This window comes from Asanoa ferruginea, assembly GCF_003387075.1.
In the GTDB taxonomy this organism is placed as follows: domain Bacteria; phylum Actinomycetota; class Actinomycetes; order Mycobacteriales; family Micromonosporaceae; genus Asanoa; species Asanoa ferruginea.
Window position 1 is genome coordinate 6403180 of the sequence record NZ_QUMQ01000001.1, and the last position, 20998, is coordinate 6424177.

A 20998-nucleotide genomic window follows, 5' to 3' on the forward strand; every position below is an offset into this window, starting at 1 on the left:
CCATGACTCAATACACGATCCCGACGGTGATCGAGCGGACCTCGACGGGTGAGCGCGCGTTCGACATCTACTCGCGACTGCTCGCCGAGCGGATCATCTTCCTCGGCACCGAGATCGACGACGGCGTGGCCAACGTGGTGATGGCTCAGTTGCTGCACCTTGAGTCGGCGAGCCCCGACATGGAGATCGGGCTCTACATCAACTCGCCGGGCGGCTCGTTCAGCGCGCTGACCGCCATCTACGACACGATGCGGTTCATCCGGCCGAACGTGGCGACGTTCTGCCTCGGTCAGGCGTCGTCGGCCGCCGCGGTGCTGCTCGCGGCCGGCACGCCGGGCAAGCGCGCAGTGCTCCGGCACGCCAAGGTGACGCTGCACCAGCCGTCGAGCCAGGCCCGCGGGACGCTGCCCGACCTCGCCGTGCAGGCGAAGGAGGTCAGCAAGATCCGCGCGGAGATGGAGGAGATCCTGTCGGAGCTCAGCGGCCACCCGACCGGGAAGATCCGCGCCGACATCGACCGCAACCTGACGTTCTCGGCGGACGAGGCGGTCGCCTACGGCCTGGCCGACCACGTGGTGCGGAGCCGGAAGTCGACGCCGCTGGCCCGGGTGGGCTGATCAGGCGGCGATCATCAGCCGCACCTCGCCGGCGGCGCCCGTGGACGGGGGGCGGGCGCCGCGGGCGTCGGCGAGTCGGATGACCGGCGCCACGGGCGACATCTCGCGACCCGCCGCGATCAGCAGCGCGTGGAGATCGACCTCGAGCGCACCGCAGATGGCCGCGAGGACCTCCGAGGAGGCTTCCTTGCGGCCCCGCTCGACCTCGGACAGGTATTGCGTGGAGACCCGCGCCCGCTGCGCCACGTCGGCCAGCGTGCGGCCCTGCCGGAGCCGGGCCCGGCGCAACAGCAGGCCGAAGACGTCGCGGAGAAGCTGGCTCATGGCCCGACCCTAGGGCCTGCCGACCCGCTGGCGGCAGTCGTTTCGCGGCCAGCGTAGCGGGGTCACGCCGCGTGCAGGCCGTGCTCGTAGGCGTAGCGGACCGCCTGGGCCCGGTCGCGCGCACCGATCTTCGCGAACAGCCGGTTGACATGCGACTTGACGGTCACCTCGGTGACGAACAGACGCTCGGCGATCTCGCGGTTGGACAGACCGGCGGCGATCAGCCCGAGCACCTCGGCCTCGCGGGCGGTCAGCCCGTCCGGGAGCGGACCGCCGGCGGGAGGAGCGGGAGGGCTGCTGGCGGCCGCGACCAGGCGCTGTTGCACGGTCGCGTCCAGCACGGACTGTCCGGCCGCCGCCGCCCGCACGGCCTGCGCGATCTGCACCCGGCCGGCGTCCTTGGTCAGGTAGCCGAGGGCACCGGCCCGCAGGGCGGAAAGAATGTGCTCATCATCGGCGTACGTCGTGAGCACCACCACCCGGGTCGCCGGGTGGGCGGCGGTGATGGCGGCGGTCGCTGAGACCCCGTCGCGGCGGGGCATGTGCAGGTCCATCAGCACCACGTCGGGCGCGTGTGCCGCGACCAGCGCGACCGCCTCGTCGCCGTCGGCCGCCTCACCGACCACGTCGATGTCGTCGTGCAGGCCCAGCAGCGTCGCGAGCCCCTCGCGGACCGCCGTCTGGTCGTCGGCGACGACGACGGTGATGGTCACCCGGGCATCCTCACATCCACCCGCCAGCCGTCGCCGTCGGGGGCCGCCGTCATCGAGCCGCCGCCGAGCTCGGCGCGTTCGCGCAGCCCGGTCAGCCCGTAACCGCTGGACAGGCCGGTCAACGACGGGCCATGCGCGCCGTGGTTGGCGACCGTCAGGCGCACCTCACCGTCCGCGTAGTCGAGCACGATCGCCACCGCGCTGCCGGGCGCGTGTTTGCGGACGTTGGTCAACGACTCCTGTGCCGACCGGTAGAGCGCCAGCCCGGTCTCCGGGGCGACCGCGCGGGGCTCGCCGCGGACCGTCACCGCCGCCTCCGCGCCCAGGTCGGTCCGGTAACCGTCGGCCAGTTCCGAAACCAGCTCGGGCAAGGGGAGTTCGTCGCCGCGCAGCGCGCTGACCGCCCGCCGGGTCTCGGTGAGCCCGTCGCGGGCGAGCCGGCCGGCGCGGTCGACAATCACCGCCGCGTCGGCCGGGCGTTCCCGCTCGAGCAGCGCGGCCGCGGTCTCGAGCTGCACCGAGAGCGCCGACAGCGAGTGGGCGAGCACGTCGTGGATCTCGCGGGCCACCCGGGCCCGTTCGGCCAGCGCCTCCGACCGCGCCTGTTCCTGCCGGGCCAGCTGGGTCTCGGCGGCCAGCAGGCGGTCCTGTTCGGTCCGCTCGTCGCGCTGCCGCCGCACGAGCGCCACCAGCATGAGCAGGAGCTGCCCGGCGGTCCAGATCAGGATCACCTCGGCGCCGGCGTGCCGCACCCCGAGCACGATTGCCAGGCCCGCCGCCTGCGCGACGGCCACCGCGGCCGCCACCGGGAACCGCATCGTGTTGACCGCGACCACGGCCGCCACGAGCAGGTAACACGGGCCGAGGTTCTGACCGGCGCCGCTCGCGACCAGACCGGCGGCACCGCACAGCGCGATGCAGGCGGCAACCGCACGGGAGTTGTGCCGCACCAGCGCACTGCTGGCCCAGGCCCCGCCACCGACGATCATGGACACCACCACGACCAGCCAGCGCCCGGAGAGGACCGGGGTCGGGAGGGTCTGCGCCATGCCGACGGTCAGCACCAGCAGGACGATCAGGCTGCGGGTGCGCTGCCACCGGGGGAACGCGACGTCGCGGGCGATCAGCACGGATCCAGTTTGCGTCACGACAGGCGCGCCGTCGCCCGCCGTGCACCGAGCACCGCGGCCTCACCGAGCAGGCTCAGGCCCAACATCAACGGCAGGGCAGCCGCGAGCAGGGAGGTGTCGGCGCCGACCACCCCGCCGATGGAGAGCTGGAGCACCCGCAGCAGGATCAGCCCGACCCAGACCACCACTGTGATCCAGGTGTAGCGGTACCAGAGTTGTCCCTCGCGCGGGTAGAGCCTCACCGTCAGGCCGCGGACCAGACCGCCGCCGAGCGCGAGGAGCGCGCCGAGGACCAGCAGGCCGACGTCTGTCCCGTACGCGTGGAGTGTCCCGTTGAAGCCCTGGGCGAGCGAGTTGATCCCCCAGATCGTCAGCACGAGGGGCAGGAGCGCGAGCCGGCGCCCATCGACCGGCATGCCGGCAAGCCGCCGGACCAGCACGAACACGATCACGACGAGGGCGACGAGCACAGAGGTGAGGTTCATGCGACTCACGCTAGAAATCCGGCCGCGCGAGCACCGCCACCCACGGGTGGAACTCGGGCCCCGCCGGGTGGAAATCGGGGCTACACACCCGGCGCGGCTGCGCGTTGCGCGGCCGGTCCAACGTGCTAAAGTGCCGGTATTGCGGTTTCATGTTCATACCTTGCAGACGCCCGGGTATCTAGCCACGGGCGTTTTTGCGTTGCGCCGGTCCGCCGGTCGGGTTATATGAATGCGGCAATTCCGGGCCCCGCACGGTGCGGGACCCAATTCGAAAGGTACGAGAAATGACTGTAGGCACCGTTAAGTGGTTCAACGCTGACAAGGGGTTTGGCTTCATCGCTCAGGATGGTGGTGGCCCCGACGTGTTCGCCCACTTCTCGGCCATCGCAGCCAGCGGCTTCCGGTCGCTGGAGGAGAACCAGCGCGTGGAGTTCGACGTCGAGCAGGGCCAGAAGGGCCCGCAGGCGGCCAACATCCGCGTCATCTGAGCCATCTGAGCTACCGGGCCCGGGCGTTGCCCGGAAACAGCGGGGATTGATATGGATGGTCTCCGACTCACCTCGGCGCGACTTGTCCCAGAGGTGAAACTGTTCCTGGCCGAGGATCCAACGATCTTCTGGGCCCGACTCGAAGCCCAGGCGGGGCATAACTTACCTGCCCCGTTCTGGGCGACGGCGTGGGGCGGCGGCCAAGCCGTCGCCCGTTACGTCCTCGACGCACCCGAAACGGTCGCTGGCCGGCGAGTTCTCGATCTCGGTTCGGGATCGGGGCTGGTCGCGATCGCTGCGGCCATGGCGGGCGCGTCCGCGGTCGTTGCCAACGACATCGACCCGTACGCGCCCGCGGCCATTCGCGCCAACGCCCGCGCGAATGGCGTACACGTCGTTCCGGAGTTGACGGATCTTCTCGACCTGTCGCCGGACGAAGCCCGGGGCATCCAGGCCGACGTGGTGCTGGCCGGCGATGCCTTCTACAGCGACCAACTCGCCGATCGCGTTCTCCGGTTCCTGCTCGACGCCGCGCGCCGCGACGCCGTGGTGCTCGTCGGTGATCCGGGGCGCGGTCGGATCCCCTCCGGAGATTGGCAGGTCGTCATGACGTACCCGGTGTCGACCATGGCCGGGGAAGACTCCCTTCTCAGTGACGCCAGTGTCCTCACGCCCCGTGAGCCAGGACGGCGGCCATGATGGTGCTCTTCCTCGGCGGCCCCTGGCACGACCAGCGACACGACGTCACACCGACCCGGCTGTCCGCGGGTCGGCTACCACTGCACTTCGCCGTCCCTACTTTCGACGGCGTTCGACCCCGCCACGTGAACTACACGAGGCGATACGTGCGTTCCGCCGGCGACCGGTTCCCGGTCTACGTCTCGGCCGACTACCAGGGCCCGGCGCGCGCCTGAACGACAAACACGATGCCCCGTCCCGCACTCGCGGGGCGGGGCATCGCGTTGTCGTCGGTCAATAGTCGCGCTTCTCCGTGTAGACACCGACGATCGCGGCCAGATGCGGGTCGGACGTGATGGTGAAGAACCGCCCCGGCTTCAGCTCGACGCTCGACGGGTTGGCCTGGTCGGTCGTCGCCGGTCCATGGATCGCGGCGTCGTAGATGAGGATGTCGCGCTTCGCGTCGATAGTGCGCTCGGGGTGTTCGAGGATCCGCCCGACGGTCGGCCGGCCCGGCCCGAAGGTGCCCGACAGATCGCCGTAGGTCAGCAGCACGTCGCCGTTCTTCAGCACCAGTTGGTGGTGCGACGAGGCCGGCAGCCCGGTGGACACCGGCGTCGTCCAGGTGCGGCCCCGGTCGTAGGACCGGGAGAGATAGGCGATATTGATCGAGGTACGGATGATCGACAGCAGCGAGCCGTCCTTGAGCAGGCTCAGGTTGGGCTCCTGGAAGTCGAACGTGTCGGCCTTCCCGATGACCGACTCGTTCTCCCTGGGCCAGGTCCGCCCGCCGTCCGTCGACCGGACCACCGTCGCCGGGCCGGTGCCGCCCTCGGGCAGCTTGCCGTAGAGCGGCACGAGCAGGTCGTGGTTGGGCAGTTCGAGAATCGGGCCGTGCGTCGCGGCGTGGCCGGCGTAGTAGGCACCGACAACCACAGTGGACGGTCCTTCCATCGCGGTGCCGACCTCGGTCGGCTCCGTCCACGTAGCACCGTTGTCGCCGGACCGGGTGACGAACGTGCCGACCAGCGTCACCGGCGACCCGGGGTAGCCGGTCCAGTCGGTGCGGAAGAAGTTCATCAGCACGGTGCCGTCATGTGTCTGCATGAGCTTCGGGTCACGGTCGTCGATCGGGGTGTCGATGGCGACCCGCGGCGTGCTCCAGGTGTGGCCCTGGTCGCGGCTCTGCACGACCATGATGCGGCCGTCCTGGTCGATGTGCGCGACGGATTCGCGGTAGGCGACCAGGAGCCGACCGTCTCTCAGCTTGATCATGTCACCGAAGAACGCGCGCTTGCCGCTCTCGGCGGGCGCGACGATGACCGGGTCGGTTGGTGTTCCAGATCCTGCTGCCGCGGCGGCGGCCGGTGTCGCGGCCAGGGCCGCGATCGGGACGGTGAGCGCCACCAGGGCGCGACGGAGTGCACGACGCACAAGAACCACTCCCAGCATGGAATCGGCGGGGTTCGGCGGTCGGCCCGAAGCTACTTGGAACGCCATTCCATGTCAATGAATGAGTGTCTACATCAGACAGTCGGCGGCGGGAACGGCAGCGCGTGGGCGCCTTCCGGGCGCAGGCCGTCGAAGATGATGGCCAGGTAGCGCCGCCACAGGTCGGGCGGGGCGTCCGGCACGTAGCTGATGACGTAGTTGGGCGCGCACATCAGCAGGATGACGTCGGCGCCGGTGACGTCGGCCCGCACGGCGCCGCCGGCGCGGGCCCGGTCGACGAGCCGGTGGACGAGGTCGAACATCCGGGCCCGGGCCGCGACCACCTCCGGGTTGAGGTCGCCGGCCTCCTGGAGGAACGACAGGTCGCGTTGCTGCCGCCGCGCCGCGGCGACGGTGAGGAACTCGAGCAGCGCCGCGCCCGGGTCGGGCGCCGCGAGCAACTCCTCGCCGGCGGTGGTGAGCTCGTCGATCCGGTCGAGGACGATCGCGGCCAGCAGGTCGTCTTTGGTGGGGAAGTGGCGGAACACGGTGCCCTTGCCGAGCCCGGCCCGGCGGGCGATGTCGGCGACGGACGCGTCCAGACCACGCTCCGCGAACTCGTCGGCCGCGGCGGCGAGCAGCAGCCGCCGATTGCGCGACGCGTCGGCGCGCAACGGACGGGTCGAGGTCATGACGATCACCCTAGCAAAGTTGACCGCCCGGTCCGCTTATGGTTAACCTGACCACCCGGTCCGTTTAGTGGAGGCAGCGCATGAAGGCGGTTATCGCGGCCGAGTACGGCCCACCCGAGACCTACACCGTGGCCGAGGTGCCCGTTCCCCGACCGGGGCCGGGGCAGATCCAGGTCCGGATCGCCGCGGCCTCGATCAACCCGGCCGACGTCCGGCTGCCCAGCGGCGTCTTTCACGACGTCGCCCCGCTCGAGTTCCCGCACGTGCCGGGCAACGACTTCGCCGGCACGGTCAGCGAGGTCGGCGCCGGCGTGACCGCCTTCCAGGTGGGCGACGAGATCTTCGGCCAGGCCGTGCCGCGGGCGCTGCGGGGGATGGCCGGAGCGACCCGCCCGTCGCTGAGCACCGGCTCACTGGCCGAGTACGCGGTCTTCGAGGCGGACACCCCGTTCCTGGCACACCGCCCGGCCGGCCTCGGCGTCGAGGAGGCCGCCGCCCTGCCCACGATCGGTCTGGCCGCCCGCGCGCTGATGGCAACGGCCGAGGTGCGGGCCGGTGAGACCGCACTGGTCGTCGGCGCGACCGGCGGCGTCGGCACGGCCCTGGTCCCGCTGCTCGCCGCCGCGAAGGCCCGGGTGATCGCCACCGCGACCGCCGCCGACGGCGAGATCCTGCGGGCGCTCGGCGCCGACGAGCTCATCGGGTACGCCGAGTCCGCGTACCCCCGTGGTGTCGATGTGGCCTTCAATCTGGTCCTGCCCAGCGACGAACTCACCGGAGTCGCCGCCGCGGTCCGCCCCGGCGGGCGCCTGCTGACCATCACCTATCCGGTGCCGCGGCAGGAGTGGATCGGCCGTGCCGATGTCGCGCTGCGTTTCGTGCTCGACATGGACGGTGCGCTCGGGGGGATGCGCGAGGTCGCCGAACTGGCGGACCCACCGGTGATCGGCCGCCGCTACACGCTCGACCAGGGGGCACAGGCCTGTGTCGACTTCGCCCGCCGGCACACGACCGGCAAGCTGGTCGTCACGATCCGGCCCGATGGGCAAGGGTCTTGACCAGGCGGTCGTGCGCCTCGACGAACGCCGGGTCGCGCAGATAGCTGCCGTGCCCGCTCACCTGCGGGTCGACGTCGTGCAGGGCCGCGTCGGGCGGGTCCGGCGCGAGCACGTCGACGCCGTCGAGCGCGGTCCCGGTCGGGCTCGGGCAGACGGCACCGCCGATCGGGTCGGTGACGCGGTAGAGGTTGGTCCAGCGGGTGCCCTCCTCGTCGGTCAGCGAGCCGGCGAGCTTGATGGAGGCCTCGGGGTCGAAGAACGCCGGGAAGAACGGCGCGATCAGCCGGGTCAGCGGGCAGGCCGAGGTGAGCAGCGCGATGTGCTCCGTCGACTCCGGGCGAAGGTTGCGCACCGCCATCGCCGCCAGCACGCTGCCGTGACTGTGCGCGGCCAGCAGCACCGGCACGCCCTGGCCGGTCAGCGTGGTGACCCGGCGGACGATGTCGGCGACCGCGCGCGGGCCGTGTGAGGGCGCGGCGAACGGGTGCGCGGCCCGCGGCCAGAACGTCGCCATCGCGTAGACCGCGCTGACCAGCCGGCGGCCGGGCGTGGTGTTGCCGGCCCGGGCCACGGTCAGCACGAGAACCAGCGCGATCAGGCCGATCGACCAGGCGCCGAGGTTGGTCAGCGTGCTCTGGTTGGGCAGCAGCGCGGCCGGGCCGCGACCGAGCGCGCTGTAGCCGACGCCCACGACCGACAGCACGGTGATCGGCACGAACACCACCAGCGCCAGCCCCGGCACCGACTCGAAGAGTTGGCCGCGGGCGTGCGCGTGGTCGAGATACTCGGCGCGCTCGGGATGCCGGCGGCGGAGCAGCGGGTCACGCCCGTCGGTCATCCGCCGGCCGGTGCCGAGCACCACGTGCCAGCGCACCGCGCCGAAGGCCACCGCGATCAGCGTCGCACCCATCGCGACGGCGAAGACCAGACCGGCCCATTCATAGGGGTACGGCGGTGCGGGTAGCCACGACCGCCCGGCGCCCGAGGTCTCCAGCTCGCCGATCGACAGGGCCGCGAAGTAGAGCAGGCTGGCCGCCTCGGCGACGGCGAGCATCGTGGCGACCGTGGCCACGATCGGGGCGGCGAACCCGCGCCAGGCGAGCCGGTGTGAGCTGCGCCGGGCGATCCAGCACAGCGGGATGGTGGCCAGGCCGAGCCCGAGCAGCAGCGCCACCTGGATCACGGAGAGCGTGGCGACCCCGGTCGCGAACCCGGGCAGCGCACCGGTCGACGGGGCCGCCACGCGCCGCGGGCCGACGGCGTACGCCAGGCTGGTGATGGTCACCGCCACCGTGCTCCACGCGCTGACCCGCACGCCGACGTTGATCCTCGGCGCGGCGGCGTGCGCCCCCCTGCGGAACCGCGCGACGCCGGCCTCGATCCGGTCGGCGAGCCGGCTGTGCACCCGCGCGCCGGCCGCCAACCGGCGCGACCGCATCATCCGCAGCACCGCCGGGCCGTTGCGCACCGCGCGCACCTCCGCGATGGCGACGGGCAACGGCGCCACGGTGCCGAGCAGTCCGGCGAGCAGCGCCACCGCCAGCACGCACAGCAACAGCGCGCCGAATATCCACCATGGACGGCCGGCGGCCCGGTCGAGCCGCAGGATCGGATAGACCAGCAGCGCGTCGACCACCACCATGCCGACGATGATGTGCACGGCACGCAGCCGGCGCACCCAGTCGCGGCCGCGCCAGAACCGGGCCGCGGTCAGCTCGTCGGGCGCCAACTCGATCTCGGCCCGCCGCTCGTAGCGCCGCCAGGTGCGGTAGCTCGCGGCCCAGAGCACGATCAGCACCAGCAGGGGCACCAGCGCGCCGAGCGCCAACCGGTTGTAGGCGTTGAACCGCAGCTCGCCGACGAGGTTGAACGGCTCCGGCCACGAACCGGCACAGCCACTGTCGACGCTGAGGCACTGCCAGGCGACCAGGTCCATCGTCACGCCGGCCACACCGAGCATCAGCGTCGCGGTGAGCGTCAACGCGACCAACCGGCAGGCGGTGCCGATCAGACCGTCGGCGATCCACGACATCACGCCGCGGGGCCGGGCCGGGCGGGCCCAGTAGGCGAGGTTGGTCAACGTGAACGGCAGCAGCAACAGCCACAACGCCCGGGCGGTCGCGGTGCTGCGCAGGCCCCACAGGTAGGCCTCCGGGGTGTTGGTCTCCGGCCGATGGACCCGCCACCGCCAGAACTCACCGCGCGCCGCGAGGTCGTCGACCTGCTCGACCGGCTGGGCGCCGAGCACGGCCTCGGCCTCCGGGAAGTCGACGCCCGGAACCCGCAGGGACACCACTCGCGCCGGCGCGTCAGCCATCGTCCCACGGTATCGACGAATGTCCACCGCGGCCGACCCCCGCCGTGGTAGAAGATCCCCATGACAGCATCGGATCCGCCACCGCTGACGGTCGTCCAACCGGGCGGGGGCCAGGCCGGCGAGCTCGGCTCGATCGGCGTCCACTTCAAGCTGTGGGGCCACGACACGGGCGGCGCCCTGGCGGTGGTCGAGCACCCGTTCCCGGTCGGCGCGCTGGTCCCACCACACCTGCACACGCGGGAAGACGAATACTCGATCGTCACGGAAGGCGAGATCGGCTTCCGCTCCGGCGACCGCGAGGTGGTGCTCGGCGCGGGCGGCTACATCACCAAGCCCCGCGGCGAGCTGCACGCGATGTGGAACGCGGGCGCCGTCCCGGCCCGGATGATCGAGATCATCAGCCCGGCCGGCTTCGAACACTTCTTCCGCGAGGTGGCCGAGATGATCGCGGCGGGCCCGGTGGCCGAGGGCGACGGCGACGACCTGACCGAGCGCTACGGCCTGAGCTTCGGCCAACCCGACTGGCTCCAGGACGTTATCGACCGCTACGGCCTGACGCCGAGCTGACGCCGGCGTGTCCCGTCCGAACAGAACGACCGGGATCCTGGCGCTGCTCGGGTTCGCGATGCTGACCGTCTCGCTCGACCAATACATCGTGGTCGTGGCGCTGCCGGAGATCGGCCGGGGACTCGGCTACTCACCGCAGACGCTGCAAGCGGTGATCAGTGCCTACGCGGTGGCCTCGGCGGGTTTCCTGCTGCTCGGTGGCCGTGCCTGTGACCTGCTCGGGCGCCGGCGGGTGCTGGTCGCAGGTCTCACGCTCTACGCCGCCGGCTCGCTCGTCGGCGGCCTGGCGTCGACTCCCACGGTGCTGCTCGTCGCGCGCGCCGTCCAGGGCCTCGGCGGAGCCCTGGTCTTCCCCGCGACCCTGTCGCTGATCAACACCACCTTCCCGGAAGGCCCGCAGCGCAACCGGGCGGTGGCGGTCTGGGGCGGCACCGGCGCGGCCGGCCTGGTGATTGGTGTGCTGCTCGGCGGCGTGCTCACCCAGACGCTGGGTTGGGAGTCGGTGTTCTTCGTCAACGTGCCGCTGGCCGGGCTCGCCCTGCTGCTGGCGTTCGTGCTCACTCCCGCCGACGGCCCCCGGGAGGGCGGGCGCAGGTTCGACCTGCCCGGTGCGCTCACTGTCGCGCTCGGCATCACGCTGCTCGTCTTCGCCCTCGTGCAGGGTCCGAACCTCGGCTGGGGTTCGCCCGGCATCGTGGTGAGCGCGGTCGGCGCCGTGCTCGCGCTGGCCGCCTTCGCGGTCATCGAACGGCGCAGTCGCGACCCGCTCGTCCCCCCACGGCTGCTCGCGAACCGCAACCTCGCCACCGCCGCGGCGATGGCCTTCCTCTTCTGGGCGACGTTCGGCTCGGTGCTCTACTTCCTGACCCTCTACTTCCAGGAGGTACGCGGGTACGACGCCCTGCGGACCGGCGTCGGGTTCCTGATCCCGACCGCTGTGGTGGTGTCCGGCTCGATCCTGTCCGGCCGGGTAGTGACCCGGTGGGGCCTGCGGCCCACGCTGGTCGTGGCGCTCACCATCGGCGCGCTCGGTGCGCTGGCGCTCGGCCTGGCGATGTCGCCGGACGGCTCCTACCCCGCGCTGATCCCAGGTTTGATCCTGATCAGCGTGGGTGACGGCGTCGCGTTCACGGCGATCTTCATCGCGGCCGGGACCGGCGTCGACGACCGCGAGCAGGGCGTCGCCTCCGGCATCGCCTCGACCAGCACCTCGATCGGCGCCGCGGTGGGCCTCGCGCTGCTCGTGCTGGTGTCGGCCGCCGGCACCGGCGGGCTGGCCGGTGAGTCGCTGCGCGCCGAGACCGCCAACGGCCTGAGCACGGCGGTGCTGGTGATCGCCGGCGGGATCGCGGCGACGGCGCTGCTCGCGCTCAACCTCCGACCGGACCCGGCGAGGCGCGCGGAGCCGCCGTGCCCCCGCGGCCTCGTGACGGCACGGCTGGACCTGGGCCAGCGCTCCTGACCGCGCTATGCCTGTCCGCTCACGACAGCCGCACCGTCACCCCGCCGGAGAAGGGGGAGTCGTGCAGTTCGATCGTGGTCAGCTTGGTCCCCTTCGGAACGTCGTACACCAGGGTGCCGTTGATGCGGTTCCCGGGGTTGATCTCCTCGAGGAAGACGTCGGTGCCGTCGTTGGCGTAGAGCGCCGCGGCGCTGTCGTGCGAGAACTCGGTGCCGTCGCCGTCGAACGCCTTCTGCGACGAGCCGTCGAACAGCTGCGCCTTGTTGCCGATGTTGCGGACGGTCACATCGACGAGGCAGAACACGCCCTGCGCCTCCTGCTTGAGCAGTTCGGGCCCGATCGTGGCCGCGCCACACTTGACCTTGGAGACCTTGAACTCGAACTTGCCGTCGCGGGCGGCCTGGTTGAGGCCGGGCGCGGCCTTGGTGTTTCCCTCGGCGACGGCCGCCGTGTCCGTGGCCGGCTCGTCGTCGCCGCCGGAGTTCAACGCGGCGATCCCGACACCGCCGCAGCAGAGCGCGAGCAGGGCGACGCCACCGACGATCCACGGAGTCTTGCGGCGCTTCTTCACGGGTGGCTGACCGAAATGCGGCACGCCCCCGGACGGCGGGAACCCCGACCCGTAGTTGGGCGGCGGTTGCGGCGGCTGGTAGGTCACAGTCGCTATGAAACAGGGTGAACCGCCCGAAGCCGGCATCGAAACGCGGATACCCCGCGTCCGATGACCGGGACGACCTGATCGGGCTAATCCTCCAAGGTGGATACTGCGGTGCTATGAAGGCGCTGGTGTACGACGCCTACGGGCCTCCCGACGTGTTGCGGTTCGAAGAGGTCGACCGGCCGGTGCCCCGGGCCGACGAGGTGCTCGTCCAGGTGCACGCGGTCTCGGTCAACGCCTCCGACTGGGAGACCCTGGTGGGCAGCCCCGCCTACTCCCGGATCGGTGGTCTGCGGCGACCGAGGATCCGCACCCTGGGTTCCGACATCGCCGGCCGGGTCGAGGCGGTCGGCCCAGACGTCACCCGGCTCAAGGTGGGTGACGAGGTGTTCGGCGACAACCTCGACCGCAAGGGCGGCTTCGCCGAGTATGCGATCGCCCGCGAGAAGGTTCTCGCCGTCAAGCCGCCCGGGTTGTCGTTCGAGGAGGCGTCGGCCATGCCGCAGTCGGCGGTCATCGCGCTCCAGGGCATCCGCGGCGCGGTGCGGCCCGGCCAGCACGTGCTGATCAACGGGGCCGGCGGTGGCACGGGCGCCTACGCCATCCAGCTCGCGAAGCTCGACGGCGCCGAGGTGACCGGTGTCGACAACGCCGCCAAGCTCGACTTCATGCGTGCGGTCGGTGCCGAACACGTCGTCGACTACACCCGCACCGACTTCACCCGCGCCGGGAAACGCTACGACCTCGTGCTCGACCTCGCCGGTCACCACTCGGTGCTGGCGCACCGGCGGGCCCTGGCCCGGCGCGGCCGTTACCGGTGGGTCGGTGGTTCGGTCGGCACGCTCTTCCAGGTGCTGATCGCCGGGCCGCTGGTCGGTGGGCAACGGCTGCTCGTCGTGCGCCCCAACACCACCGACCTGCTCACCATGGCGTCGCTCTGCACGGCCGGCACCCTGGTCACCCACATCGACCGGCGGTTCCCGCTCGACGAGACGCCCGCCGCCCTGCGGCACGTGGGGGAGGGGCGGGCGCTCGGCAAAGTGGTCGTTACGGTGCGATGACCTCGCTGCCCGGGTCGGTGCCACCGGTGTCCAGCCGGAACGGCGGGTAGGCGTCGGTCATCAGCGCCGTGTAGGCATACACCCGCAGGACCCAGCGGTTGAGGCCGAGGATGAAGTCGTAGAGGCCGCGCGGGTAGGTGCCGGTGACGGCGAGTATCACGGCCGCGATGAGGACCAGCAGGCCGATCAGGCCACCGGCCGTCCAGGAAAAGCCCTGGGTGTCGTCGCGGAACGCGAACCAACTGCCGCCGCCCACGAGGATGCCGACGATGATCAGGTGTGGCAGGGCGAGCAGCCACCACTTGACCAGCACCAGGCCGCGGGAGAGGTGTTCGGGGTAGGGCACCCGCAGGGTGGCCGGGTAGTCGGGCGCGTCGTCCAATGTGAACGGTGGATATTGGTCGGTGCCCAGCGCGCCGTAGGAGTAGTAGTTGACCCGCCAGGTCCAGCGGAGCACGCCGAGGTTGAAGTCGAACATCGGCCTGGGGTAGCGGCCGGTGAACAGGATCGCGAAGAAGGCGACCACCGACACCACGAAGAACGCGAACCAGAGGAAGATCAGGATCACGAAGTGTGGGATGGCCAGGAGCCATTTGATCAGCCACAGCCAGCGGGACAGGTGTGGCTCGAAGCGTGCGTCGACACGTACCGGATAGGTGGTCGCGGTCATGACCGGGTACCTCCATGATCAGCCTTATGCCGTAAGGTCCGCCCTACGCCATAAGGTAGCCGTACGGTGCGAGGCGTCAACCCATTGAGAGAGACAGATGAAGGTCGCCTTGCTCGGCCCGGTCGCGTGGCGGACACCGCCCATCCACTACGGGCCGTGGGAGCAGGTGACCGGTCTCCTCGCCGACGGTCTGGTCCGGCGCGGCATCGACGTGACCCTGTTCGCCACCCTCGACTCGGTCACCACGGCCACATTGGACGGTGTGTGCGCGCGGGGCTACGCCGACGATCCGACCGTCGACGGCCGGGTGTGGGAAGCGCTGCACGTCGCGCACGCGCTGGCCCGTTCGGCGGAGTTCGACGTGGTGCACAACCACCTCGACTGGCTTCCGCTGGCCTTCGCCGACCAGTTCCAGGCCCCGCTGCTCACCACCGTGCACGGTTTCTCCGGCCCGGGAATCCTGCCCGCCTACGAGCGGGCCCGCTCGGCCTATGTCTCCATCTCCGACAGCGACCGGGTCGCCGGACTCGACTACGTCGCCACCGTCTACCACGGTGTCGACCTGGCCGGTCTGCCGTTCTCTCCGGCCGGCGGGCCCGGGCTGGTGACCTTCGGCCGGATCCATCCCGACAAGGGCGTGCACACGGCCATCGAGATAGCCCGCCGCGCCGGCCGGCCCCTGACGATCTGCGGGATCGTCCAGGACGAGGGCTACTTCGCCGAGCGCGTCGCGCCGCACATCGACGGCGAGCGGGTCGTGTTCCTCGGCCCGCTCGGCCCGCGACGGCGCGCCGAGGTCCTCGGCTCCGCCGCCGCCCTGTTGCACCCGATCGACTTCGACGAGCCGTTCGGCCTCTCGGTGGTCGAGTCGATGGCCTGCGGCACGCCCGTCGTCGCTTACCGACGGGGCTCGATGCCGGAGGTGATCGACGAAGGCGTCACCGGGTTCGTCGTCGACACGGTCGATCAGGCGGTCGCGGCCGTCGGGCGGCTCGGTGACGTCGACCGTGTCGGGTGTCACACCCGCGCCCGCGAGCGGTTCGGCGCCGACCGTATGGTGGCCGACTACCTGCGCGTCTACCGCGATCTGGTCGCCCGTTCAGGCTGACCTGCTACGGTTGGACAACCGTCGATTCTCGAAGGATCTGGCGCAGGTTCGCGGTCGGCCCTATCCCGTCAAGGCGCGGTGGTCGCTCCCGGGCTCGTCCCGCCCCGTCACACACACGCTGGCCGGTGGGCACTTGTTCCCGCGTGAGGTCGCCACCGCGTCGCGGCTCGGCCGATGACGGAGAGGCACCCCTTTCATGGTTCGCAGCTACGGCTTTCTCAGCACGCACCCGCCGACCCACTGCGGGCTGGCGACCTTCAACTCCTCGCTGGTCTCGCATCTCGGTGACGTCCGGACGGGGGTTGTCCGCATCGTCTCGGATGCCGATGACCTGCGACCCGGCCCGGCGGTCGTGCACACCTGGCCGATGCGGGCCGCCAACGGCTGGCGGGAGGCCGCCGACGCGTTGAGCGCGTTCGACGTCGCCGTCGTCCAACACGAGTACGGCATCTTCCCCGGCGTCGACGGGCGTGACGTGGTTCCCCTGCTGCTCCGGCTCACCGTGCCGAGCATCGTCGTGCTGCACACCGTGCTGGCCAAGCCGACGCCCGGGCAGAAGCTCGTCCTGGAGCGGGTCGTCGCCGCCGCGGACGCCATCGTGACGATGACCGGCACCGCCCGCGACCGCCTGGTGAACGGCTACGTCGTCGACCCGGGCAAGGTGACCGTCATCCCGCACGGCGCCCCCGTCTTCGCCGACAGCGGCCAGCCGGCACCGCGCCAACCGAACCATCTGTTGACCTGGGGGCTGCTCGGTCCGGGCAAGGGGATCGAGTGGGCGCTGCGGTCGCTGGCGAGCCTGCGCGACCTCGACCCGGCTCCGACCTACACCGTGGCCGGCCGGACGCACCCCAAGGTGCTCGAGTTGCACGGTGACGCCTACCGCGCCGGCCTCTACCAACTCGGCGCGCAACTCGGCGTCTCGAGCCTGGTCCGCTACGAGTCGGCCTACCACGATGCCGACGCGCTGGCCCGGCTGATCCGCTCCGCCGACGTGGTGGTCCTTCCCTACGACTCCGTCGAGCAGGTCACCTCCGGCGTCCTCGTCGAAGCGGTGACCGCCGGGGTTCCGGTCGTCGCCACCCGCTTCCCGCACGCGGTCGAACTCCTGACCCGCGGGCCGGGGCTGCTCGTGCCGCACCGCGACCCGAAGGCGCTGGCCGCCGCCATCCGCCGGATCCTGACCGAGCCGGGCCTGGCCGCCACGTTGACCGGTGCACGCCGCCGGACGAGTCAGCCGGTGCTGTGGCCCGCGGTCGCGCAACGCTATGCGGCGCTCGCGGACGGTCTGGTCGAGCGCCGCGGCCTGGTCCCGGTCGCCGCGATCGCGGCCGCATGACCGCGACCGGCGTCGTGGTCGAGCCGGACTTCGCACACCTGATCCGGCTGACCGACGACACCGGCCTGTTCGAGCATGCCCGGCACGCGATCGTCCGCCGGCAACACGGCTACTGCACCGACGACGTCGCGCGCGGCCTCGTCGTCGTCACCCGGGAACCGGCACCGTCGATCGCGCTGGCCCGCCTCGCCGAGTGCTACCTGTCGTTCCTCACCCATGCGCAGGACGGCGCGGGGGCGTTCCACAACCGGCTCGGCCACGACCGGCGCTGGTCCGACGCGCCGGGGCTCGGCGACTGGTGGGGGCGCGCCCTGTGGGGTCTTGGCACGGCCGCGGCCCGCAGCCGGTTGCCGTGGGTACGCGACGACGCCCGCGCCGCGTTCGCCCTCGGCGCGACCCGGCGCAGCCCGGCCCCGCGCGCGATGGCCTTCGCCGGCCTCGGTGCCGCCGAGGTGCTGCGTGCCGATCCCGGAGACGCCGCCGCGGCCGCGTTGCTGACCGACGCCGCCGCCGCGGTGGGTGTGTGCGGCGAAGACCCGTCCTGGCCGTGGCCCGACGACCGGCTGACCTACGCCAACGCCGCGCTGGCCGAGGTGGTCATCGCCGCCGGTGACCTTGGCGACGACGACCGGATGCTGGCCACCGGGCTGCGGATGCTGCGCTGGCTGCACGGCGCACAACTGGTCGACGGCCAGCTCTCGGTCGTTCCCGCCGCCGGCTGGCGCAAGGGCGCGGCCCGGGCCCGGTATGACCAGCAACCCATCGAGGTCACCGCCCTCGCCGACGCCTGCGCCACGGCCGCCGCCGCCACCGGCGACCCATCCTGGCAGGCCGGCGTACGCCAGGCCGTCGACTGGTTCCTGGGCGCCAACGACGCCGGCACGCCGATGTGGGATCCGGCCACCGGCGGTGGCTACGACGGGCTGACGCCGGAGGGTCCCAACCTCAACCAGGGCGCCGAGTCGACGCTGGCCCTCATCGCCACCCTGCAACACGCGCGGCGGTTGGCGTGACGGAGCCACTGGTCACCCGGCTGCACACGATCCTGGCCCCCGATCCCGCGCGGGTCATCGTCAAGCTCTTCGTGCCCGGCGAGGACGCGGCGCTCGTGCGGACCCGTGCCGGCGCCATCATCCAGCGCGTCGCCGCGCTCGATGAGGAGGAGACGGCCACCCTTCTCAAGGAGGCGCTGGCGCGCTTCGGCAGCCGCCACCGCGACCTCGAAGGGACCTTCCAGCACCATTACAGCCTCGTCCGCCACCGGGTGACACCCACCACGGACCTGTCACCGACCGCGCGCCTTCTGGTCGGCGCGTATTTCAGCCACGAGTACGCCGTCGAGGCCGCCGCGCTGTGCAATCCGTCCATCGTGGAGCATCCCGACCAGTCGGGTCTGGGCGTCGGGCAGCGGCGGGTCGCCGTGAGCCTGCGCCAGATCGGCGAGGGTCACCTGTCGTCGATCGGGTTCGCCACCGCCGTTGTCGGGCCGGGCGGCCGGATCAGCGTCGGCGGCCGGTCGGGTCCGCTGGTCGCCGACAGCCACACCACCGCCTGGCACCGCCGCGACCTGCTCGCCGCCGGGCTCGCCGAGGCCGGCTGGGACAACGAGGTCTCGGCCACCGTCCTCGGGTCGTTGCCGGAGGTCTTCGACGATGACGGTTTCGAACGGGCGCTGAGCGGGCTTCCGGCCGACCTCCTGTCCCGGCCGACCGCACCGGGCACCCTCGAGCAGTTGCGCCGGACGAACACCGCCAGCCAGGCCAGGACCTTCCCGGAAGACGTGCCACTGGAGCGCCGGGTGTTGTGGCCGTCCACCTCGGCCGAGAGCAACGGCATGGAGGACGCCCGGTTCGTCAGGTTCGTCGACGACGACGGCGTCCGGTCCTACCGCGCTACCTACACGGCGTACGACGGACGCCATATCTCCGCCCGCATGCTCGTCAGCGACGACCTGCGCGACTTCCAGATGACACCGATGTATGGGCCCGGCGCGGCCAACAAAGGCATCGCGCTGTTCCCGCGTCGGGTGGGCGGCAGAGACGTCGCCCTGTGCCGGGCCGACGGGGAGACCATCGGCCTCAGCACCCTCGACGCGACGAACCGGTGGCAGCGACCCGTGCCGCTGCACGTTCCCGCGCGCGGCTGGGAGCTGATCCAGGTCGGCAACTGCGGCTCGCCGATCGAGACCGAGGCCGGCTGGCTGGTGCTCACCCACGGGGTCGGGCCGATGCGCCGCTATGCGATCGGCGCGCTCCTGCTCGATCGGGAGCACCCGGAACGCGTCATCGGCACGCTGCCGGGACCGTTGCTCGAACCCGACGACTCCGAACGGGACGGCTATGTGCCCAACGTCGTCTACTCCTGCGGCAGCCTGCTGCACGACGGCACGTTGTGGCTGCCCTACGGCGTCGGCGACGCCCGCGTCGCCTTCGCCACCGTCGACGTCGGCGCGCTCATCGCCGCCATGACCGAACCGAGCTGACGCCGTCAGTCGCGCTTCTCGGCCGGGGTCAGCGTCGACAGGTCGATGTCGAGCATCTTGAGCAGTGCGCTGTTGATGTGGGTGTCGACGACCTCCGGAAGGGTGCGGTCGACCCAGTCGGCCCGGTCGCTCTGGCCACGTGACCGGAGCAGCGCGGTGATGTCTGCCCTGTTGATCTGCACCGGGTGGCTCCCTGCTGTTGGAATGCTTGGAGCGTACGCCTAATGACCGGCTAGCTCCGCCGGGTGACGTCGAAGGTGAACAGGTCAGCCAGGTCGAACCCCGGGCCGGTGGACGGCAGCGTCGGCTCCCAGTCGGGTTCCCCGCTCAGGTAGCTCGCCGAGTCGGCGCGCAGCAGCCCGATCAGCACCTCCGCCACGATCTGACCGCCGACCGGGCCGAGGCGGTCACCGCCACCTCGGTATTCGGCCTCCTTGAGGATGTAGAACCACAGCGGCGTGCCGTTGGGCCAGGGCTGGTCGAGCTCGTCGGGCGTCAGCGGCGGCACGCCGAGCAGCCGGGCGACGTCTTCGCCGCTTGGCAGGCCGGTGGTCCCGCCGCGGAGCAGGTCGCGGACCGCCAGCGAACGGTAGGCGGCCTCGTCGACCGCCCCGGTCACCTGTTCGGGTAGCCCGATCAGGCTGGTCGCGAGCCGGCCGTCGAGGCGCTTGGCCCGTTGCGCGCGCGGACGGCCGGGCACGTCGAAGATCTGCGCGAGGTCGAGCCGCCGGTTGGACGGCAGCGGGCCGAAGCCGACGAGGTCGGGGAACAGCGGCACCGCCGGCCCGCCCTCGACCAACTGGTAGGTGTGCCGGATCTGACCATGGCCGTAGCGGTAGGCCGCGTCGGCGAACTCCAGCGGGATGTAGGCCTCGCCCGGCTTGGGCGCGAACCACCTGCCGCCGTCGGCGAGCACCTGCTCGACCAACGGCGTGCCGACCAGCCGGGGCAGGAAGTCGCGGACCACGATCCACTGGTAGTGCCAGGTGAGCGTGCTGCGCGCCTCGTCGAAGACGTCGGCCTCGGCCACCCCGACGGCACGGAGCAGGTCGACGATCCGGTTGTGGGCACGCAGCAACGCGATGTGCAGGCTCAGCGAGAACACGTGCACGTCGTTGCGCGGGTCGCCGATCAGGGCCACGCCCTGCTGGTTGCGCGGCACGTCGAAGCCGTCCTGGCCGAGCAGGAACTTGGCCGGATCGCTCAGGTCGAACAGATAGGGACAGCCGATCGGGCCGTCCGAATAGATCATTTCCAGGTTGAGCATCGGTGCCCGGGCGTTGCGCAACGTCTCGGGGCTCGCGCCGGCACCGATCGGCGACCGGTCGGCGGTGATGTCGTGCGCGATGATCTGCCCGAAGAACGGCCAGCCGGCCGCCTCCGTGGCGTCGTCTCCGCCCGGGGCCATCTCGTCGAGCGCGACCGCCGCGTCGCAGACCCCGCCGTCGCCGCCGGCGCGCATCAGCAGTTGGGGATCGGTGCCCAGCGGCGACAGGCCAGGGAACATCCGCCCGTAGCGGGCGGGACCGGTGGGCCGGTCGACAGCGCGGGTGGGGGCGAGGCAGTGATCGCGGGCGGCCGCGTGACTGCCGTGCGGGTGTCCATGACTTCTGTCGACCTGTCCAGCGTATGCCCGCCGGGTCGGGTCGCCGGTGGGGTTGTTCATCTGTCCTCCGTGCGTGACGTAAGTGAAACCTGTTGCGGCCCGTGCGCTGTGC

General features: G+C 71.6%; 22 protein-coding genes and 1 pseudogene. 12 read left to right on the forward strand and 11 right to left on the reverse strand.

Annotation, left to right across the window (positions count from 1 at the left end):
- Window positions 1–2 precede the first annotated feature (2 nt).
- Complete coding sequence (locus tag DFJ67_RS29865; RefSeq protein WP_116071180.1) at window positions 3–617, forward strand: ClpP family protease; 615 nt, start codon at window positions 3–5, stop codon at window positions 615–617.
- Window positions 618–716: 99 nt separating this feature from the next.
- Here the strand turns inward: DFJ67_RS29865 and DFJ67_RS44590 are convergent.
- From DFJ67_RS44590 to DFJ67_RS29885, 4 genes and pseudogenes are all read right to left on the reverse strand, one after another.
- A pseudogene (locus DFJ67_RS44590) lies at window positions 717–941 on the reverse strand (helix-turn-helix domain-containing protein); the annotation flags it as partial.
- 62 nt (window positions 942–1003) lie between these two features.
- Entirely contained in the window at window positions 1004–1654 is a 651-nt protein-coding gene (locus DFJ67_RS29875; RefSeq protein WP_116071184.1) for a response regulator, read from the reverse strand.
- Window positions 1651–2784 carry a sensor histidine kinase gene (locus DFJ67_RS29880; RefSeq protein ID WP_116071187.1) on the reverse strand — a complete coding sequence of 378 codons (1134 nt, stop codon included), beginning with the start codon at window positions 2782–2784 and terminating at the stop codon, window positions 1651–1653. The genes DFJ67_RS29875 and DFJ67_RS29880 overlap by 4 nt, the downstream gene beginning before the upstream one ends.
- Before the next feature lie 14 nt (window positions 2785–2798).
- Window positions 2799–3269, reverse strand: a complete 471-nt coding sequence (locus DFJ67_RS29885) for a DUF1453 family protein (protein WP_116071189.1) — start codon at window positions 3267–3269, stop codon at window positions 2799–2801.
- Between the two features lie 284 nt (window positions 3270–3553).
- Here DFJ67_RS29885 and DFJ67_RS29890 point away from each other — a divergent pair, with 284 nt between their 5' ends.
- From DFJ67_RS29890 to DFJ67_RS29900, 3 genes are read left to right on the forward strand one after another with little or no spacing between them, the layout of a single operon-like run.
- On the forward strand, window positions 3554–3757 hold the full coding sequence (locus tag DFJ67_RS29890) for a cold-shock protein (RefSeq protein ID WP_116071191.1): 204 nt from the start codon (window positions 3554–3556) through the stop codon (window positions 3755–3757).
- A 51-nt stretch (window positions 3758–3808) separates the two neighbouring features.
- Window positions 3809–4456 carry a class I SAM-dependent methyltransferase gene (locus DFJ67_RS29895; protein ID WP_116071193.1) on the forward strand — a complete coding sequence of 216 codons (648 nt, stop codon included), beginning with the start codon at window positions 3809–3811 and terminating at the stop codon, window positions 4454–4456.
- Entirely contained in the window at window positions 4453–4671 is a 219-nt protein-coding gene (locus tag DFJ67_RS29900; RefSeq protein ID WP_147315657.1) for a hypothetical protein, read from the forward strand. The genes DFJ67_RS29895 and DFJ67_RS29900 overlap by 4 nt, the downstream gene beginning before the upstream one ends.
- A gap of 58 nt (window positions 4672–4729) precedes the next feature.
- Here DFJ67_RS29900 and DFJ67_RS29905 read toward each other — a convergent pair whose 3' ends face one another.
- Together DFJ67_RS29905 and DFJ67_RS29910 are read right to left on the reverse strand one after the other, a co-directional pair.
- The gene (locus DFJ67_RS29905) at window positions 4730–5869 is read right to left on the reverse strand and encodes a sialidase family protein (RefSeq protein WP_170216049.1); all 1140 of its coding nucleotides are present in this window, start codon (window positions 5867–5869) and stop codon (window positions 4730–4732) included.
- Between the two features lie 92 nt (window positions 5870–5961).
- Window positions 5962–6558, reverse strand: coding sequence for a TetR/AcrR family transcriptional regulator (locus tag DFJ67_RS29910; protein WP_116076796.1), 597 nt, complete (start codon window positions 6556–6558; stop codon window positions 5962–5964).
- Between the two features lie 80 nt (window positions 6559–6638).
- Here DFJ67_RS29910 and DFJ67_RS29915 point away from each other — a divergent pair, with 80 nt between their 5' ends.
- Window positions 6639–7616 carry an NADP-dependent oxidoreductase gene (locus DFJ67_RS29915; protein WP_116071199.1) on the forward strand — a complete coding sequence of 326 codons (978 nt, stop codon included), beginning with the start codon at window positions 6639–6641 and terminating at the stop codon, window positions 7614–7616.
- Here the strand turns inward: DFJ67_RS29915 and DFJ67_RS29920 are convergent.
- Entirely contained in the window at window positions 7585–9933 is a 2349-nt protein-coding gene (locus DFJ67_RS29920) for a hypothetical protein (protein ID WP_147315658.1), read from the reverse strand. The genes DFJ67_RS29915 and DFJ67_RS29920 overlap by 32 nt on opposite strands.
- A gap of 60 nt (window positions 9934–9993) precedes the next feature.
- Between DFJ67_RS29920 and DFJ67_RS29925 the strand changes: the two genes are divergently transcribed.
- On the forward strand, window positions 9994–10500 hold the full coding sequence (locus DFJ67_RS29925) for a cupin domain-containing protein (protein WP_116071203.1): 507 nt from the start codon (window positions 9994–9996) through the stop codon (window positions 10498–10500).
- A gap of 7 nt (window positions 10501–10507) precedes the next feature.
- Window positions 10508–11962, forward strand: coding sequence for an MFS transporter (locus tag DFJ67_RS29930; RefSeq protein WP_203784116.1), 1455 nt, complete (start codon window positions 10508–10510; stop codon window positions 11960–11962).
- A gap of 19 nt (window positions 11963–11981) precedes the next feature.
- On the opposite strand, the gene DFJ67_RS29935 is transcribed toward DFJ67_RS29930, so the two are convergent.
- A complete protein-coding gene (locus DFJ67_RS29935; protein ID WP_239097486.1) occupies window positions 11982–12620 on the reverse strand; it encodes a DUF4352 domain-containing protein in 639 nt (212 codons plus the stop codon).
- Window positions 12621–12736: 116 nt separating this feature from the next.
- Here DFJ67_RS29935 and DFJ67_RS29940 point away from each other — a divergent pair, with 116 nt between their 5' ends.
- On the forward strand, window positions 12737–13681 hold the full coding sequence (locus DFJ67_RS29940) for an NAD(P)-dependent alcohol dehydrogenase (RefSeq protein WP_116071207.1): 945 nt from the start codon (window positions 12737–12739) through the stop codon (window positions 13679–13681).
- Here the strand turns inward: DFJ67_RS29940 and DFJ67_RS29945 are convergent.
- A complete protein-coding gene (locus tag DFJ67_RS29945) occupies window positions 13668–14351 on the reverse strand; it encodes a DUF4389 domain-containing protein (protein ID WP_116071209.1) in 684 nt (227 codons plus the stop codon). The two genes, DFJ67_RS29940 and DFJ67_RS29945, sit on opposite strands and share 14 nt — an antisense overlap.
- A gap of 97 nt (window positions 14352–14448) precedes the next feature.
- On the opposite strand from DFJ67_RS29945, the gene DFJ67_RS29950 reads away from it, so the two are divergent.
- The 4 genes from DFJ67_RS29950 (at window position 14449) to DFJ67_RS29965 (ending at window position 19280) form a co-directional block, all read left to right on the forward strand.
- Window positions 14449–15459, forward strand: a complete 1011-nt coding sequence (locus tag DFJ67_RS29950) for a glycosyltransferase family 4 protein (protein WP_116071211.1) — start codon at window positions 14449–14451, stop codon at window positions 15457–15459.
- Window positions 15460–15655: 196 nt separating this feature from the next.
- Complete coding sequence (locus DFJ67_RS29955) at window positions 15656–16798, forward strand: glycosyltransferase (protein ID WP_116071213.1); 1143 nt, start codon at window positions 15656–15658, stop codon at window positions 16796–16798.
- The gene (locus DFJ67_RS29960) at window positions 16795–17811 is read left to right on the forward strand and encodes a glycosyltransferase (RefSeq protein ID WP_116071215.1); all 1017 of its coding nucleotides are present in this window, start codon (window positions 16795–16797) and stop codon (window positions 17809–17811) included. The genes DFJ67_RS29955 and DFJ67_RS29960 overlap by 4 nt, the downstream gene beginning before the upstream one ends.
- A complete protein-coding gene (locus DFJ67_RS29965) occupies window positions 17808–19280 on the forward strand; it encodes a glycoside hydrolase family 130 protein (RefSeq protein ID WP_116071217.1) in 1473 nt (490 codons plus the stop codon). The genes DFJ67_RS29960 and DFJ67_RS29965 overlap by 4 nt, the downstream gene beginning before the upstream one ends.
- A gap of 5 nt (window positions 19281–19285) precedes the next feature.
- Here DFJ67_RS29965 and DFJ67_RS42955 read toward each other — a convergent pair whose 3' ends face one another.
- On the reverse strand, window positions 19286–19462 hold the full coding sequence (locus DFJ67_RS42955) for a hypothetical protein (protein ID WP_170216050.1): 177 nt from the start codon (window positions 19460–19462) through the stop codon (window positions 19286–19288).
- Between the two features lie 50 nt (window positions 19463–19512).
- The gene (locus DFJ67_RS29970) at window positions 19513–20946 is read right to left on the reverse strand and encodes a peroxidase family protein (RefSeq protein WP_116071219.1); all 1434 of its coding nucleotides are present in this window, start codon (window positions 20944–20946) and stop codon (window positions 19513–19515) included.
- Window positions 20947–20998 lie beyond the last annotated feature (52 nt).